The sequence below is a fragment of the Arthrobacter sp. BPSS-3 genome (assembly GCF_044628475.1).
In the GTDB taxonomy this organism is placed as follows: domain Bacteria; phylum Actinomycetota; class Actinomycetes; order Actinomycetales; family Micrococcaceae; genus Arthrobacter.
On the sequence record NZ_JBIMMV010000001.1, the window covers coordinates 193,762 to 209,443 of the forward strand.

12 protein-coding genes are annotated in these 15,682 nt (G+C 69.7%); 6 read left to right on the plus strand and 6 right to left on the minus strand.

What is annotated here, in order from left to right:
• Positions 1-128 precede the first annotated feature (128 nt).
• Positions 129-2,126, minus strand: coding sequence for an adenylyl cyclase (locus ACFVY3_RS00975; RefSeq protein WP_400158466.1), 1,998 nt, complete (start codon positions 2,124-2,126; stop codon positions 129-131).
• 140 nt (positions 2,127-2,266) lie between these two features.
• Between ACFVY3_RS00975 and ACFVY3_RS00980 the strand changes: the two genes are divergently transcribed.
• Positions 2,267-3,325 carry a LacI family DNA-binding transcriptional regulator gene (locus ACFVY3_RS00980; RefSeq protein WP_400158467.1) on the plus strand — a complete coding sequence of 353 codons (1,059 nt, stop codon included), beginning with the start codon at positions 2,267-2,269 and terminating at the stop codon, positions 3,323-3,325.
• A 23-nt stretch (positions 3,326-3,348) separates the two neighbouring features.
• Here the strand turns inward: ACFVY3_RS00980 and ACFVY3_RS00985 are convergent, their stop codons facing one another.
• Positions 3,349-3,765 carry a PaaI family thioesterase gene (locus ACFVY3_RS00985; protein ID WP_290256092.1) on the minus strand — a complete coding sequence of 139 codons (417 nt, stop codon included), beginning with the start codon at positions 3,763-3,765 and terminating at the stop codon, positions 3,349-3,351.
• A 186-nt stretch (positions 3,766-3,951) separates the two neighbouring features.
• Between ACFVY3_RS00985 and paaZ the strand changes: the two genes are divergently transcribed.
• The 3 genes from paaZ (at position 3,952) to ACFVY3_RS01000 (ending at position 7,223) form a co-directional block, all read left to right on the plus strand.
• On the plus strand, positions 3,952-6,063 hold the full coding sequence (gene paaZ, locus ACFVY3_RS00990) for a phenylacetic acid degradation bifunctional protein PaaZ (protein ID WP_400158468.1): 2,112 nt from the start codon (positions 3,952-3,954) through the stop codon (positions 6,061-6,063).
• A gap of 329 nt (positions 6,064-6,392) precedes the next feature.
• Positions 6,393-6,800, plus strand: coding sequence for a VOC family protein (locus ACFVY3_RS00995; RefSeq protein WP_400158469.1), 408 nt, complete (start codon positions 6,393-6,395; stop codon positions 6,798-6,800).
• Positions 6,801-7,034: 234 nt separating this feature from the next.
• Positions 7,035-7,223, plus strand: a complete 189-nt coding sequence (locus ACFVY3_RS01000; protein WP_400158470.1) for a hypothetical protein — start codon at positions 7,035-7,037, stop codon at positions 7,221-7,223.
• Positions 7,224-7,244: 21 nt separating this feature from the next.
• Here the strand turns inward: ACFVY3_RS01000 and ACFVY3_RS01005 are convergent, their stop codons facing one another.
• Genes ACFVY3_RS01005 through ACFVY3_RS01015 form a run of 3 tightly spaced genes read right to left on the minus strand, consistent with a single transcriptional unit; the run spans position 7,245 to position 9,739 of the window.
• Entirely contained in the window at positions 7,245-7,847 is a 603-nt protein-coding gene (locus tag ACFVY3_RS01005) for a TetR/AcrR family transcriptional regulator (RefSeq protein WP_364133690.1), read from the minus strand.
• Positions 7,848-7,891: 44 nt separating this feature from the next.
• A complete protein-coding gene (gene paaK / locus ACFVY3_RS01010; protein ID WP_290256087.1) occupies positions 7,892-9,241 on the minus strand; it encodes a phenylacetate--CoA ligase PaaK in 1,350 nt (449 codons plus the stop codon).
• 15 nt (positions 9,242-9,256) lie between these two features.
• Positions 9,257-9,739 carry a hotdog fold thioesterase gene (locus ACFVY3_RS01015; protein ID WP_400158471.1) on the minus strand — a complete coding sequence of 161 codons (483 nt, stop codon included), beginning with the start codon at positions 9,737-9,739 and terminating at the stop codon, positions 9,257-9,259.
• Positions 9,740-9,830: 91 nt separating this feature from the next.
• Here ACFVY3_RS01015 and pta point away from each other — a divergent pair, with 91 nt between their 5' ends.
• Both pta and ACFVY3_RS01025 read left to right on the plus strand, forming a co-directional pair.
• Positions 9,831-11,957: a phosphate acetyltransferase gene (gene pta / locus ACFVY3_RS01020; protein WP_400158472.1), complete on the plus strand. Its 2,127-nt coding sequence runs from the start codon at positions 9,831-9,833 to the stop codon at positions 11,955-11,957.
• 10 nt (positions 11,958-11,967) lie between these two features.
• On the plus strand, positions 11,968-13,128 hold the full coding sequence (locus tag ACFVY3_RS01025; protein ID WP_400158473.1) for an acetate kinase: 1,161 nt from the start codon (positions 11,968-11,970) through the stop codon (positions 13,126-13,128).
• Positions 13,129-13,256: 128 nt separating this feature from the next.
• Here ACFVY3_RS01025 and ACFVY3_RS01030 read toward each other — a convergent pair whose 3' ends face one another.
• Positions 13,257-15,680 (minus strand): hypothetical protein, encoded by a 2,424-nt coding sequence (locus ACFVY3_RS01030; RefSeq protein ID WP_400158474.1) that lies wholly within the window; start codon positions 15,678-15,680, stop codon positions 13,257-13,259.
• Positions 15,681-15,682 lie beyond the last annotated feature (2 nt).

Genomic DNA, 15,682 nt, shown 5'->3' on the forward strand with positions numbered 1-15,682 from the left:
CCCCGGCACATCGGACCGGCAAAGCGTTCCGATAGGCAGTCCCCGGAAACGCCAAGCAGGCACAACAAAGCCCGGCGGGACGGGACCCTTGGAAATCATCCAGGGGCCGGTCCGGCCGGGCTTTGCGTTTAGCCGAAGTTCGCGACGTAGCTTGGCTTGCCCACCTCGGCGGTGGTCACCGGGGCGCCGGTGTCGTTGACCACGTGGTCCAGCGTTCCCGCGCCCAGGTTCACGGTCAGCAGCCCGTGCAGCTTCACGCCCGGGGTGACCGGGACCTCGAAGCCGCGGCTGGCATGGATCGAGGGATCCACGTTGGTGTAGACGTAGCTGCCGCCGCCCCAGAGCTCGTGGGACCGGACCGAATCGGCAACCTTGTACCCGGCCCAGCCGAGGACGCCGTCGTGCTGCCAGGCGTCTTGGTTCGGCGCGTCGTAGGGCAGTTCGTTCTGGAAGAAGACCGTCCGTCCGCGCTCACCGTTCCAGGTCACGTTGTACTTCTGGTAATGCTCCACGAACAGGCCTGTGGCGGTGACGTCGTCGCCGTTGATGGTGACGCCGTTGTCCGCCGTGTTGGTGTTCCAGCCCACGCCGTTGCCGTGGTCCGCGCGCCAGGCCCAGATGTGGTCCAGGAGCACGCCGTCGCTGTTGACCTCGAGGCTGACGGAGGCCTTGCCCACGTGCGGGCCGCCGATGCGGAAGAACACGTCGTGCAGGGCTGTGGGGTTGCCCGGGTCGCCGTGCTTGCCGGAGGCGTCCGTGTGGGAGGCGTTGCCCTTGGCCTTGCCCAGCCGCATCAGCGCCGGGGAGTTTACGGTTCCGGCGTCGATGGTGAGCCCGGCGACCTGGACGCCGGAGACGTCCGCGACCTCCAGCGGAACGGCGCCGCCGACGGCGGTCAGGGTGGTCATGCCGAGCCCGAGGGCCACGGTGTCGGCACGCTTGACCTCGAGGGTGCGGTCGATGTTGTACACGCCCGGGGTGAAGAGCAGGTTCTTGCCCCGGGCCAGCTGGACGTTGATGTCCTTGGCCGAATCGGCGGGTGTGGCCACGTAGAAGTCGGAGAGCGGCACGCTGCGTCCCGCCGTCGGGCCGTTCTCCCAGGTGGTGCCGGAGGAGTTCTGCCGCGCGGAGGGAACGAACACGCTGTAGCTGCCGGCGCCGTCGATGGTCAGGTACGGCTTTTCGCGGCTGACCGGGGTGCTGGCCAGTGTGGTGTACGGCGGGTCCGGGAAGGACTGTGCGGGTGCGCCGTTGACGCCGGAGAAGACCTGGTTCCAGACGGCGTTGGACCAGCCGCCGAGGGTGCTGTCGCGGACGTAGTACTGCTGCTGGGAGCCGTTGATTACGAACCCGGTCTTGGAGTCGGCGATGAATCCGCCGCTGGCGTACTGCGGGCCGGCGGTGCAGTAATCCATCAGGGTGAGGTTTCCGCCGGTGACGTTGACCCGCCGCATCGGCGAGGCCTGCGAGGCGGCCCAGAAGTTGGCCGAGGCGCGGCAGCCTTCCAGCCCGGTGACGTTGATGGTGAGGTTGGAGACCGACCGCCAGAAGTTATTCAGGGCGATGCAGTTGTCCGCGGTGAGGCAGCGGTTGTAGGTGTCCACGTGGCCGTTGATGGTCACGTCGGTGGGGGAATTGCCCAGGCCCGCCACCTCGGTGGAGTAGCCAACCTGGATGATCAGCGGCGTCTCCGCGGTGCCGTAGGTGCCGGGCTTGAAGAGCAGCGAGTAGCGGTTGGTGCCCATCTCGTCGTCGACCTGCTGGGCGGCGATGGCGTCGAAGGTGGCCTGGATCTGCGCCACCGGCATGCTCGGATCGAAGACCCGGACGTTGGGGCCGAACGCGGACGCGGCGCCGGGTGCCGGCTTGGCCGCTAAGGCGGGCTGCGCCGGAGCGGGCTGCGCAGGAGCGGGCTGCCCAGGAGGGGTGGAGGGGGCTGCCGGGACGACGACGGCGGCTGGCGCGGGGCCGGTCCCGGCGGGTATGGCGGCGGTGGCCGCGGTGCTGCCGGCCAGGGCAGCGGCGAGGGCGACGACGCCTCCGACGATCAGCCGGCCTGCGCCGTGCGGGGAGGTGCGGAGGCCCGGCGGGGACGCCGGGCGGAACGGGAAGTGGGCTAGCGGCATTGCTCGGCCTGCTCTCTGTGGGGGGTGGCGGGGCTCCGTGCGGAAGGTTGTGGGAGCGCTCCCAATCGAGGAAGCCTAACACCGGGCCCACGACCGAACAAGGGCTCATCACCGTCGGGGGATCCCGTATTCTCAAGGTGATGAGCTCACAGACCCACCACGGATCCCGGCCGGGAGCGGCCCGTCCCACTCCCACGCTTGAAGACCTGGCGACAGCGGCGGGCGTGTCCCGTTCCACCGCCTCCCGGGCCATCAACGGCGGGTCCAGGGTCAGCCCGGAGGCCAAGGCCGCCGTGGACGCCGCCGTAATCTCCCTGGGCTACACCCCGAACCGGGCGGCCCGCAGCCTGGTCACCCGCCGGACCTCCTCGATCGCGCTCGTCATCAACGAACCCGATGCCAGGGTCATGATGGACCCGTTCTTCGCCGCCGTCATCACCGGGGTGACCGAGGCGCTGCGGGAGACGGACATGCAGCTGGTCCTGCTGATGTCCCGGGCCGGCGGGGACCCGTCCCGGACGGTCCGCTACCTCCGCGGTGGCCACGTCGACGGCGCCATCGTCGTCTCGCACCATAAGACGGACGGCTGGACGGAGGAACTGGCGGCCTCCGGGTTGCCCACCGTCTTCATCGGCCGTCCCTGGGACACCGGCCTGGGCATCCACTACGTGGACGTGGACAGCTTCGAGGGTGCCCGGCAGGCTGCGTTGCACCTGGCCGCCACCGGGCGCCGCCGGCTGGCCACCATCACCGGTCCGCTGGACATGACCGCAGCGGCGGACCGTCTCGAGGGCTGGCGGGCGGGCCTCAAGGATGCCGGACTGCCGGCCGGGCCCGAGGAGCCGGGGGACTTCACGGCGGCCGGCGGCACCGCGGCCGCCGCCCGGCTGCTGGCCCGCGACGGCGGCATCGACGGTATTTTCGCCGCGTCCGACCTGATGGCCCGGGGTGCCATCACGGCCCTGCAGGGGGCCGGCCGCACGGTGCCCGGCGACGTCGCCGTCGTCGGCTTTGACGACCACCTGTCCGGACCGGGGGAGCTGCCCCTCACCACGGTCAACCAGCCCACCGTGGACATGGCCGAGCAGGCCGGGCGCCTGCTGCTGGCCGATATCGAGAACCCCGGGGCCGGCCGGGAGCCGCTGATCTTCCCGGCTCGCCTGGTGGTCCGGGCCAGCACGGAGCCGGCCGCCGGCTAGGCGGTTCCCCGGAAAAGGCCGGCTTAGCCCTTCCGGTCCAGCAGCAGGTTGGTGATCCGCAGCGTGCACAGCCGCTCGCCGGCGGCGTTGCTGATGACCACCTCGTGGGTGGTGACGGTGCCGCCCAGGTGGATGGGCGTTGCGGTGATGGTGACCAGGCCCTCCCGGGCGGACTTGTGGTGGGTGGCGGAGACGTCGACGCCTACGGCCGTCTTGCCCAGCGTGCTGGCATGCTTCACCGCGGCCCAGGAACCGACGGCCTCGCCCACTGCCAGCGAGGCACCGCCGTGCAGGAGCCCGAACGACTGACGGTTGCCCTCCACGGGCATGGTGGCCACCACGCGCTGAACCGATTCCTCGACGATCTTCACGCCCATCTTCTCGTCGAGCTCGCCGAGGGTGATCTTCCAGGGCTCGTTGGCGCCGGGCTGGGTGGTCATCGGGTCTCCTCAGGGTCGGGACGGGGTGGGGCGGAACCGGAACGGGACCGGGGCGGGGCCGCAATGGTCCCGCGGTACTAGTGTGCCGCAGGCCTCAGTCATGTACTGTGGTCATATTACCGAACGGCCGGTCAGTAATGTTCCGGACGTGCTGCTCTTGCCCCGCGTTGGAAGGACCCGTCAACGATGACCACCACTGCAACAGCCCCCGCATCCGCCGTGGATACCGCCGAAATCGTCCCCAGCTTCGTCCGGGGTTCCTGGTGGACGCCGGACGCAGCGGCCGCCGCCTCCGCCGCCCCGGTCCTGGACGCCAGCACGGGGGAGCTGCTCGCCAGGGTCAGCACCGAGGGCCTGGACCTCGCCGCCGTCGTCGACTACGGCCGCACCACCGGGCAGGCGGCATTGGGCCGGCTGACGTTTCACCAGCGCGCCCTCAAACTCAAGGAACTCGCCCAGTACCTCAACGGCCGCCGCGACGAGTTCTATGCCCTCTCCGCCCAGACCGGCGCCACCAAGGTCGACTCCATGATCGACATCGACGGCGGCATCGGCGTGCTCTTCACCTTCGGTTCCAAGGGCCGCCGCGAGCTGCCCAACTCCCAGGTGGTGGTCGACGGGCCGATGGAGATCCTGTCCAAGGACGGCTCCTTCGCCGGCGAGCACATCTATACGCGGATCCCCGGCGTCGCCGTGCAGATCAACGCCTTCAACTTCCCGGTTTGGGGCATGCTCGAAAAGCTTGCCCCGGCCTTCATCGCCGGCGTGCCCACCATCGTCAAGCCCGCAACCCCCACCGGCTACGTCGCCGCGGCCGTGGTGAAGGCGATCGACGAGTCCGGCATCCTGCCCGAGGGCTCGCTGCAGCTGGTGTCCGGCTCCGTCCGCACCCTGCTGGACCACCTCGACTACCGCGACCTGGTCGCCTTCACCGGCTCGGCGTCCACCGCGAACACGCTGAAGTCCCACCCCAACGTGGTCAAGGGCGGCGTCCGCTTTACCTCCGAGACGGACTCGCTCAACGCCGCCATCCTCGGCCCGGACGCCGTCAAGGGCACGCCCGAATTCGACGCCTTCGTCAAGTCCCTGGTCACCGAGATGACCGCCAAGGCCGGCCAGAAGTGCACCTCGATCCGCCGCGCCATTGTGCCGCAGGAGCTCGTCGCGGACGTCGTTGCCGCCGTCGGGGAGAGGATCACCGAACGCGTCGTCGTCGGCGACCCGCGTGCCGAGGGCGTCACCATGGGCGCCCTCGCCTCCCTCGAGCAGCTCGCCGATGTGCGCGCCGCCGTCCAGTCCATGCTCGACGCCGGCGGTGAGCTAGCCTACGGCTCCCTCGACGCCCCGAAGGTCACCAGCGCGGACGGGAGCGTCGGCGTCGTCGACGGCGGAGCCTTCATGTCGCCGGTGCTGCTGCGCTGGGCCGACCCCGAAGCCGAGGAAATCCACTCGCTGGAGGCCTTCGGCCCGGTGTCATCCGTGATCGGCTACAGCGATATCGCCGACGCCGTCCGCCTCGCCGCCCGCGGCGGCGGCTCGCTGGTCGCCTCGGTCTGCACCAACGATCCGTCGGTGGCCCGCGAACTGGTCACCGGCATCGCCGCCCACCACGGCCGCGTGCTGATGCTTAACCGCGAGGACGCCCGCAGCTCCACCGGCCACGGCTCCCCGGTCCCGCACCTGGTCCACGGCGGCCCCGGCCGTGCCGGCGGCGGCGAGGAACTCGGCGGCATCCGCTCGGTCATGCACCACATGCAGCGCACCGCCGTCCAGGGCTCACCCAACATGCTCACCGCCGTCACCGGCGTCTGGCACACCGGCGCGGACCGGAACTTCACCGTCGAGACCGAGGGGCTGCACCCGTTCCGCAAGCCGCTGGCCACCCTGCGCATCGGCGACGCCGTCCGCTCCGGGCTGCGCGAGGTGACGCTGGAGGACATCACCGCGTTCGCCAACTCCACCGGCGACACCTTCTACGCCCACACCAACCAGGAAGCGGCGGAAGCCAACCCGTTCTTCCCCGGCATCGTGGCGCACGGCTACCTGCTGCTCTCCTGGGGTGCCGGACTGTTCGTGGAACCCGCCCCGGGCCCGGTGCTGGCCAACTACGGCCTGGAGAACCTGCGCTTCATCACGCCGGTGGCCGCCGGGGACTCCATCCGGGTCACCCTCACGGCCAAGAAGATCACCCCGCGCGAGACCGACGAATACGGCGAGGTGGCATGGGATGCCGTCCTGACCAACCAGAACGACGAGATCGTGGCCACGTACGACGTCCTCACCCTGGTCGAGAAGTAGCCCCACCCTGTCGGCGCTCCCTCAGATGTGGCGCCTTCTTGCCCGACGCTCCCTCAGGTCCGGCGCCTTCTTGCCCGACGCTCCCTCAGGTCCGGCGCCTCGTAACCTAACCCTCCCTCACGTCGGGCGCGTCATAACCCAACCCTCCCTCAGGTCCGGCGTCTCGTAACCCAACCCTCCCTCAGGATGTGAGGGAGGGTTGGTCGTGGGGCCACCAGACGTGAGGGGGCGTCCGTCGTGGGCCCCCGGAGGTGAGGGAGGGTGGGGGCGAAGTGCCCGTTCCTCCAGCCGCGCTCCGGCGTAACATCGTGCCCGTAGGAGGTGGCATCATGTCCCTGGTACTCAACAAAGCCACAACCATCCTGCCCGTCGATGATGCGGCGCGTGCCCGGCACTTCTATGCGGACACCCTGGGACTCCCGCACCGCGGCGTAGCAGCGGACGGCAGCGAAATCTTCGGTTCGGACGGGGGCCCGCTGCTCCAGCTCATGCCGGTCACGGACGGAAAGCACTCCGAGCACACCGCTCTCAGCTTTGAGGTCGGCGGCATCGAACGCACGGTTCAGGACATGGAGGCCCGGGGCGTCACGTTCCAGGATTACGACCTTCCCGGACTCAAGACCGAGAACCACATCTGCACCACGGACTCAGAGAAGTGCGCCTGGTTCATGGACACCGAGCACAACGTTCTCTGCATCCACGAGAACCTGCCCGGCCCGGCCGACTACCAGCTCTAAACGGGCCGACGGCGGTGCGGGCACACGCTGGCGGGACGGCGGGACCGGCCCCGGGACGGACGCCGCCGAACGCCCGAAGCGGGACGAGGACCTGGTGGCCCACCACCCGGACCGGGAGGGTGGCCCTCGCCGTCGACGTCGTAATGCTTGGATTCCCGCTCTGGCTGGTCCCGTCCTGGTATCTGGTGACGTACCTCGCCGGCGCCGGGACCCTCTTCGAATCGCCCCCGGGCGGTGTTTGCCAACAGCGTGTTCCAGGCCGCCGTCGTGGCCGTCGCCGTGCTCACCAACCTTGCGGCACTGGTCCTGGCGCGGGACCGCTCCGTGGTGCTGGTGATGGCGGTGATCCCGCTGTCCGGCGTGCTGGCCTACATGGGCTGGGTCGCGGCCGTCCGCGGGTTCCCGGGAATCATCCCCGGCTAGGAGGTCCTCGCGGAGGAAGGGCTAGTCCGGGACGTGGAGGCCGTGGAAGGCCATGGTGATGACGTCGTCGGCGAGCTTCTCGGGGGAGAGGGAGCCGCCGGGCTTGTACCACTCGACGATCGAGTTGATGGTGCCGAAGAGCAGGCGGGTGACGGTCCGCGGGTCGATGTCCTGGCGGAGCGAGCCCTCGTCGCGGGCGGCGGAAATCAGTGCGGCGACTTTGCGGTCGAAGGTGCGGCGGCGGGCCAGGGCGTCCCGTTCAATCTCGGTGTTGCCGCGCAGCCGCAGCAGGAGGGTGACGAACGGCAGCCGTTCCACCAGCACCGAGATGGTCTCGCGGAGCACGAACTCCAGCCGGGCGTCCGCGGAACCGGTCTGCGCCTCGGGCCGGTCCAGGATGGCCTCGAGGCCGCCCAGGGCATGATCCAGTGCGAGTTTCAGCAGGTCGCCCTTGGAGGGGACGTGGTGGTAGATCGCGGACTTGGAGATGCCCAGGTTCTCGGCGAGGATGCCCATCGACGTGGCGTCGTAGCCGTGACGGTTGAAGACGTCGACGGCGATCATCAGCACGGACTGTTGGTCGTAGCCGGGCCGGCCGCGCTTGGTGGATGCTGTTGTGGGCATACTCGCTAGTTTCTCATGACGGGCCGGAGTGGTTCGGGCGGTTCTCAGCCCTTGGGGCGCATGTCGTAGATCCGGCGCAGTTTGCCGTTGGAGCGCTCCAGGGAGCCGGGCTCGACGACGTCGACGGCGCAGGAGGACCCGACGTGGATCTTGATCTGCTGCTGCAGGACCTTCGCCGCCGTCGCGCTGCTCTCCACCGAGACGGCATCGCGTCGTTCGATCTTGACCGTGAGCTGGTCCATCCGCTGGCCCTCGGGACGGGTCAGTTCCAGCTGGAAGTGCGGGCTGAGCTCCGGGATCCGCAGCGCGATTTCCTCGATCTGGGATGGGAAGAGGTTCACGCCGCGCAGGATGATCATGTCGTCGCTGCGGCCCGTGATCCGGCCCATGCGGCGGTGCGCCGGACGCGCCGTGCCGGGCAGCAGCCGGGTGAGGTCCTTGGTGCGGTAGCGGATGATCGGCAGGGCCTGCTTGGTCAGCGAGGTGAAGACCAGCTCGCCGTGCTGGCCGTCGCCCAGCACGGACTCGACGCCGACGGCAGGGTTGAACGGGTCGATGATTTCGGGCCGGAAGTGGTCCTCCCAGATGTGGCTGCCGTCCTGGGTCTCGACGGCCTCGCCGGCGACGCCGGGGCCCATGACCTCGGAGAGGCCGTAGATGTCGCAGGCCTTGAGGTTCATGGTGACCTCGAGTTCGTGCCGCATTTCCTCGGTCCACGGCTCGGCCCCGAGCACCGCGTACTTCAGCGAGGTGGAGGCCGGGTCGATGCCCTGCTTCATCATGGCGTCGGCGATGGTCAGCAGGTAGGTGGGCGTGGCCAGGATGGCGTCCGGCTCGAAGTCCTGGATGAGCTGGATCTGGCGTTCGGTCTGGCCGCCGGAGATCGGGATGACCGTGCAGCCGAGGGCCTCGGCGCCGGCGTGGGCGCCCATGCCGCCGGTGAACAGGCCGTAGCCGTACGCGTTGTGGACCTTCATGCCCGGACGGACGCCGGAGGCGCGGAGCGAGCGGGCCACGAGCTTGGCCCAGTCGGCGAGGTCCTGCTTGGTGTAGCCGACCACCGTGGCGCGGCCGGTGGTGCCGGAGCTGGCGTGGATCCGGGCCACCTCGTTTTGCGGCACCGCGAACATGCCGAACGGGTACTCCAGGCGGAGGTCTTCCTTCGTGGTGAACGGGAACTTGCCCAGGTCCGAAAGCTCGCGCAGGTCGGTGGGGTGCACCCCGGCCTCGTCGAACTTCCGCTTGTACAACGGGACGCGGTCGTAGGCGTAGGCCACGGTGTGCTGGAGCCGGGAGAGCTGGAGGGCCTCGAGCTCGTCGCGGGAGATGGTTTCTTCGCGGTCCAGGACGGCGTCGCTGGTGGCGAGGGCGGATTCAGCGGTGGGGGTGGTCATCTGCGTCCTACGTTTCTATTTCTTGGAGATGGTGCGGCTGCGGCCGCGGAACTCGGCGATGAGTTCTCCCGCGCCGGCGGGGATGGTGGTGGATCCAGCGGTGGGGTCGACGGCGTCGGGGTCGGCGGCGTAGATCTGGACGTCGTAGATGCCGCTGCGGCCGGTGCTGGCGCGGCGGTTGGCGACGGCGGTCAGGATCTGGCCGCGGTAGGCGGACTTAATGAAGTTGATGTCGACGCCGGAGGCCACCGTCATGGACCCCTCGTCATGCGGCCCGGGTTCGGCGGGGTTGCAGGCCAAGGCGAAGGCGGTATCGCCGAAGGCGAAGATCATCCCGCCGTGGGCCATCCCGAAGCCGTTCAGCATTTCCTGGCGCAGCGGCATCCGCAGGGTGGCGTGGCCGTCGGCGAGTTCGAGGACTTCGATGCCCATCCACTCGGAGGCATAGTCGTTGTTCAGGAGCGGGTGGGTCTTCCCCGGAATTGTCAGTTCAGCCATGCGTCGTTGCCTCCAGCTTTATTTACCGAATGTTCATTAGGTAATCCCATCGCGGGCCCCGCTGTCAAGGGGTGTAAGTATGCTGGGACACATGGCCAAGGGAATCTACGTCAGCGCAACCACGCCGGGATCCGGCAAGTCCCTCGTCGCCCTGGGCCTCGCTGACACGCTGCACCGGCACGCGGACCGGATCGGCTTCTTCAAACCCGTCGTCCACGGCCACGCCGAGGTCGACCCCATGGTTTCGCTGATGAAGGCACGCTTCGACCTCGACGACGCCCGGTGCCGGAGCGGGCTGACGTTCGAGGAGGTCCGCAGCCTCCTCGCCGAAGGCAAGCGCGAGGAAATCGACTCCCGCTGCGTCGAGATCTTCGCCGAGATGGGCCGGCACTGCGACGTGATCATCATCGAGGGCACGGACCTCACCGGCCAGGATGCCGCCGTCGAATTCGACCTCAACGCCCGGCTCGCCAACAACCTCTCGGCACCCGTCGTCGCCGTCGTGGGCGCCAAGGGTCGCACCGTGGCGGAGACCGCCGACGCCGTCGAGGTGGCCCGCAAGGAGCTTATTGCCGAGCGCTGCACGCTGCTGGCGATCATGGTCAACCGCGCCGAGCCGGAGGACCTGGAGGGGATCGCCGCCGCGGTCCGGCCCGGCGCCTCCGGCCGCCCGGTCTACGTCTTCCCGGAGCTCGAGGACATCGCCCGGCCCACCACCGGCGAGGTGGCCTCCGCCCTGGGCCTCGGCCAAGTGGCCGGCCTGCCGGACCTCGAGCGCGACGTACACTCGGTGAAGGTGGCGGCCATGAACGTGGCGAACTTCCTGCACGTGCTCGACGACGGCGCCCTGGTGATCGTCCCGGGCGACCGCGCCGACGTGCTGGTCGCCTGCCTGGCGTCTTCGTTCTCGCCCGAGTTCCCGGTCCCGTCCGCGCTCATCCTTACCGGCGGGCTGGCCCCGGACCCCACCATCTACTCGTTGCTGGCGCAGGCGCCGTTCCCGATTTTCGCCGCCCCGGACGACACCTACGTGACCGCCAAGCGTGTCTCGGAGGTCCGCAGCGAGATCTGGTCCGGGCACCGCCGCAAGGTGGCCTCCGCGCTGGGCCTCTGGTCCAAGCAGGTGGACGAGGCCGAACTGCTCGAGCGGCTGCACCTGCCCCGGCCGGAGCGGATGACGCCGCTGCGGTTCCTGCACGACCTGATCGAACGGGCCCGCTCCCAGCGTCGCCATATCGTGCTGCCCGAGGGCAAGGACGTGCGGATCCTGCGGGCCACGGAGATCCTGCACCGCCGCGACGTCTGCGACCTGACCGTGCTGGGCCGCGAAGCCGAGATCCGCGAGCTCGCCGCCACCCAGGGCATCGACCTGTCCGGGATCAACATCGTGGACCCGGCCACCTCGGAGTTGCGCCAGGGCTTCGCGGAGAAGTACGCCGAGCTGCGCGCGCACAAGGGCGTGGACCTGGCGAAGGCGCTCGAGGTGATGCAGGACGAGAGCTACTTCGGCACCATGATGGTTCAGCTGGGCGTGGTGGACGGCATGGTCTCCGGCGCCGCCCACACCACGGCGCACACCATCCGGCCGGCGCTGGAGTTCGTGAAGACCCGCGAGGGCGTCAAGATCGTCTCCTCCGTGTTCCTGATGCTGATGCCGGACCGGGTCCTGGTCTACGGCGACTGCGCCGTGAACCCGGAGCCGAACGTCGAACAGCTCGCGGACATTGCCCTCGCCTCGGCCGAGACCGCCGCGCAGTTCGGCGTCGAACCGCGGGTGGCGATGCTGTCCTACTCCACCGGCGGCTCCGGGTCCGGCGAGGCGGTGGAGGCCGTCCGGAAGGCCACCGAGCTGGTCCGCGACCGCCGTCCGGACCTGGCCGTCGAAGGCCCCATCCAGTACGATGCCGCCGTCGACGCCTCCATCGCGGCGTCGAAGATGCCGGGTTCCACCGTGGCCGGCCAGGCGACGGTGTTCATCTTCCCGGACCTGAACACCGGCAACAACACCTACAAGGCGGTGCAGCAGTCCTCCGGGGCGGTCGCCGTCGGGCCGGTTCTGCAGGGCCTGCGCAAGCCGGTCAACGACCTTTCGCGCGGCTGCACGGTGGACGACATCCTGAACACCGTCGCGATCACCGCCATCCAGGCCCAGTCCGTGCCGGCAGCCGCATCACACGAAGTGCCCCAGCCCGCTCAGTCCGTCGACGCCCAGGCCTAGGAGGCCCCCCGTGCTCGTGCTCGTCATCAACTCCGGTTCGTCGTCGCTGAAGTACCAGGTCCGTGACGTGGAGGCCGGCAGCGTCCTGGCCGAAGGGCTGGTGGAACGGATCGGCATGGGCAACGGCGGTGGCGGCGACGGCGCCGTCGAGGGTCCCCGGGACCATGCGGAGGCGCTGGAACTGGTCGACGGTGCCATCCACGAGGCGCTGGGGGACCGGACCCTGGACGCCGTGGGCCACCGCGTGGTGCACGGCGGCGAGCGGTTTGCCGAGCCGGAGCTGATCAACAACGAGATCACCCGTGCCATCGAGCGGCTCAACCCGCTGGCGCCGCTGCACAACCCGGCCAACGTCCTGGGCATCCGGGCCATCGCGAAGAAGTGGCCGGATCTGCCGCAGGTGGCCGTGTTCGACACCGCCTTCCACCGCACCCTGCCGGAGCACGCCTGGCGGTACGCGGTACCTGATGAGCTCTACACCAACCACGGCATCCGGCGGTACGGCTTCCACGGCACCTCGCACGAGTATGTGGCGCACCGTGCCGCGGCCCTGCTGGACGTGCCGGTGGAGGAGTTCGACGCCGTCATCGCCCACCTGGGCAACGGCGCCTCCGTCACCGCGATACACGGCGGAAAGTCGATCGACACTTCGATGGGGTTTACACCCCTCGAGGGCCTGGTGATGGGCACCCGGTCCGGGGACCTGGACCCCTCGATCCTGGTCTTCCTCGGCCGCGCCGGCTGGTCCGCCGAGGACATCGACTCCATGCTGAACCGTCAGTCCGGGCTGAAGGGCCTGGCCGGGAACAACGACATGCGCTCCGTGGTGGAGGCCGCGGAGGCCGGGGACGCGAAGGCCGCCATGGCGCTCGCGGTGGCCTCCTACCGGCTGGCCAAGTACATCGGCGGTTACCACGTGGCCGTCGGCGGGGCGAGAGCGCTGGTCTTCACCGCCGGGATCGGCGAGAACTCCCACCAGTTCCGGAACCTCGTGGCCGAACGGCTCGGCGCGCTGGGCATCGAACTGGACACCGCCCTGAACCGGCAACGCTCGAAGGAACCGCGGGTGATCTCGACGCCGGAGTCCGCCATCCCGGTGCTGGTGGTCCCCACGGACGAGGAACGCGCCATCGCCGAGGCGACCGCCGCCGTCGTCTCCGCTCCCCGGTAGGTCCGTGGGCGTTTCTCGGCTAGGTCCCGCTGGAACGTTCGCGAAGTGAAGCCGTCGACTTGCCGGAAATGGCCGCTATGGGAGTTCCATAGCGACCATCTTTGGCAATTGGTCCCGTGCTCAGCCCCTTACGGCGACGGTGCGGCTGTGCCCGTAGGGGCGGCCGACGTCGCAACCGGGGCGGGTGCGACGGCGCCGCCGGCCGGCTGGCTGGGCTCGGACGAGACCGTGGCATCCGGGACGGTCGTTTCGGCCGGTCCGGGCGCGGCCGTCGTACCCGGAGCGGGCTGCTCCGTGGCGCCGGTTGTTGGCGTCTGCGGGGCCTCCGGCGAAGCGGTTGCCGGCGCCGTCGCGGTTCCGGTCCCACCCGGAGTGGGGGTACTCGTAGCCGTTGCCCCGCGCGGCTTGGCGCTGGGGTCGGCCTGGACCACGTCCATGATCTGCTTCTTGAAGCCCTCCAGCGTCCCCTGGATCTCCGAGAGCGGCACGTTCTGCAGGTTCCGGCCATAGTCGGCGATCTGCTGCCAGAGCGCGTTCAGTTTGGCCGTGCCATCGGCGCTCAGTGGTCCGTCGAGGGTCAGGACCAGCTGGTTTGCGAGGGCATAGGTGAGGCAGCGGACGCAGTTGTAGTTCGCGGCGGTAGAGAGGTTCTGCGGCACCACGACGTCGGCCTGCCCCACAATCAGGACCACCTGGAATCCCACGGCCACGGCCGCGCAGTCCTTGCAGCTCGCGAACGCGTAGGCCTCGTTGGTGTTCAGGACGTCCGCGCCGTCGTCGGCCCACACCAGAGCGAAGGCGACGTCGTAGACGACAGATCCGTCCGTGGTGTTCACGGCGAGGGCCTGGTTGCCGCCATCGTCGGGGGCGGCCGGCTTATCGAAGGGGAACACCCACGACGGCGCCGCCGCCGGTGCGGTGGCGCCCGCGGCCCCGGGCGACGTCGCAGAAGCCCTGGGGACCAACACCATGCTCAGCTGCGGTTCTTCCCGGGTGGGCTTGCGGGCGCCCTGCGGCCAGAGCGCCACGGTCCGACCCGCCTGGCCCTGCTTCAGGTCGCGCCCGGTGGCGGTGGGGAAGATGGCGGTAGTGGCGTCGGTCAGCGTCCCGCGTTCGTAGGGCTGGACGGGCCGGTAGGTCCCCCCGGCGGGCCACCATGCCCAGGCGAGGCCTGCCACGACGGCGGCGACCGCGGCGAGGGCCACGCCGCGCTGCCAGGCCTTGCCGCGGGTCTTCTGCCACAGCCCCGTGACGAGCTGCCGGCCCAGCCGGATCAGGATGTAGAGGATGCCGGCCACGGGCAGTGCGATGCAGACCAGTGCGAGGACCCGCACGGCGGCGTCCGTGGGGTCGCCGGTTGCCAGGCTGTGGGCGAGTGCGGCCTGCTGTTTGACGCCGTTGTCCCAGGCGGTGCCCACCACGCGGGGAAGTGTGAGGACCATGGTGACCAGGCTGAAGACCAGCAGCGGGACGGTGACGAGGACCCAGAGGGTGACGACGGCGCGGGCCCAGGGCTTGAGCAGCTGCGCCTGCGGGTCGGTTTTGCGCCAGGGAATCAGGGCCAGCAGGGTGGGCTTGATCCGCTGGAAGAGGTCCGGCACACCGGTGGCGTCCGCAAGGATGTGGTAGCCGTCGAAGCGGACCATGGGCATGAGTTGGCGGACCATCTGCAGGATCTGGGTGACCACCACCAGGAGCAGGGCGTCGAAGCCGGTGGCCCACCAGATGCCCATGATGGCCACCGCGACGATGGCGTTGAAGTAGAGGCCGCCGAGGTCGGTGCGGATCCGGCCGGCCCGTCCCAGCCGGTAGGAATCGGTGACGTCGGTGTAGAAGGCCGGCCACATTAGGTACAGCCCGGTGCCCATGGCCCCGGGTGTGGCGCCGCCGCGGCGGGCGGCGGCCGCATGGCCGAACTCGTGGAAGCCCGCGGACAGGACGGTGACCACGAAGATCAGCAGAACCAGCCCGGGGTTGGCGAAGGCCTCGTGCGTGGCCGAGGCGAGGCCCTTGACCATGAGGAGCCACCAGCAGATCGCCAGGAAGGCGGCGGTCACCGCCACGACGATCAGCGGGTTGAAGAGGGTGGCAAAGGGTGCCGTGATCTTCCGGGTGCGTTCGGGGTCCGTCACCGAATAGCGGAACCGCATGCCCAGCAGCGGGTTGGCCTTGCGGACCTCCGGCTGCGAGCCGTCCGCCAGCCGCAACAGCCCCAGCGGCAGCAGTTGCTGATCGACCAGGGTCCGCACGTTGGCGGCGCTGATCGGTTTGCCCGCGGCCGTCCCGGCGTGGGCGGCGATCTCCTCGAGACCGCGTCGGCCGTCCACGGCCTCAAGCACCAGGTAGAGGAGTCTGGTCAGCTGGATGGTCTGGCCGTCGGCACGCCGGACCAGGGAAGGGGCCTGCTTATATCCGGAGCCCTTGGTTTCGCCCAGGAGCTGTACGCCGTCGGCCAGCGCTGGCGGCGGAAGGGTACCGGCGGAAGGGGAAGGGCCGGGGGCAGGAGCCGGCGGGCCGTCCTGGGTGGACGGCCCGCCCTGCACGCTAGTCATGG

Excerpts from the sequence above, each read along its gene's own strand:
- ACFVY3_RS00975 (WP_400158466.1), bottom strand. The coding sequence starts at position 2,126 with ATGCCGCTAGCCCACTTCCCGTTCCGCCCGGCGTCCCCGCCGGGCCTC.
- ACFVY3_RS00980 (WP_400158467.1), top strand. The coding sequence starts at position 2,267 with ATGAGCTCACAGACCCACCACGGATCCCGGCCGGGAGCGGCCCGTCCC.
- ACFVY3_RS00985 (WP_290256092.1), bottom strand. The coding sequence starts at position 3,765 with ATGACCACCCAGCCCGGCGCCAACGAGCCCTGGAAGATCACCCTCGGC.
- paaZ (WP_400158468.1), top strand. The coding sequence starts at position 3,952 with ATGACCACCACTGCAACAGCCCCCGCATCCGCCGTGGATACCGCCGAA.
- ACFVY3_RS00995 (WP_400158469.1), top strand. The coding sequence starts at position 6,393 with ATGTCCCTGGTACTCAACAAAGCCACAACCATCCTGCCCGTCGATGAT.
- ACFVY3_RS01005 (WP_364133690.1), bottom strand. The coding sequence starts at position 7,847 with ATGCCCACAACAGCATCCACCAAGCGCGGCCGGCCCGGCTACGACCAA.
- paaK (WP_290256087.1), bottom strand. The coding sequence starts at position 9,241 with ATGACCACCCCCACCGCTGAATCCGCCCTCGCCACCAGCGACGCCGTC.
- ACFVY3_RS01015 (WP_400158471.1), bottom strand. The coding sequence starts at position 9,739 with ATGGCTGAACTGACAATTCCGGGGAAGACCCACCCGCTCCTGAACAAC.
- pta (WP_400158472.1), top strand. The coding sequence starts at position 9,831 with ATGGCCAAGGGAATCTACGTCAGCGCAACCACGCCGGGATCCGGCAAG.
- ACFVY3_RS01030 (WP_400158474.1), bottom strand. The coding sequence starts at position 15,680 with ATGACTAGCGTGCAGGGCGGGCCGTCCACCCAGGACGGCCCGCCGGCT.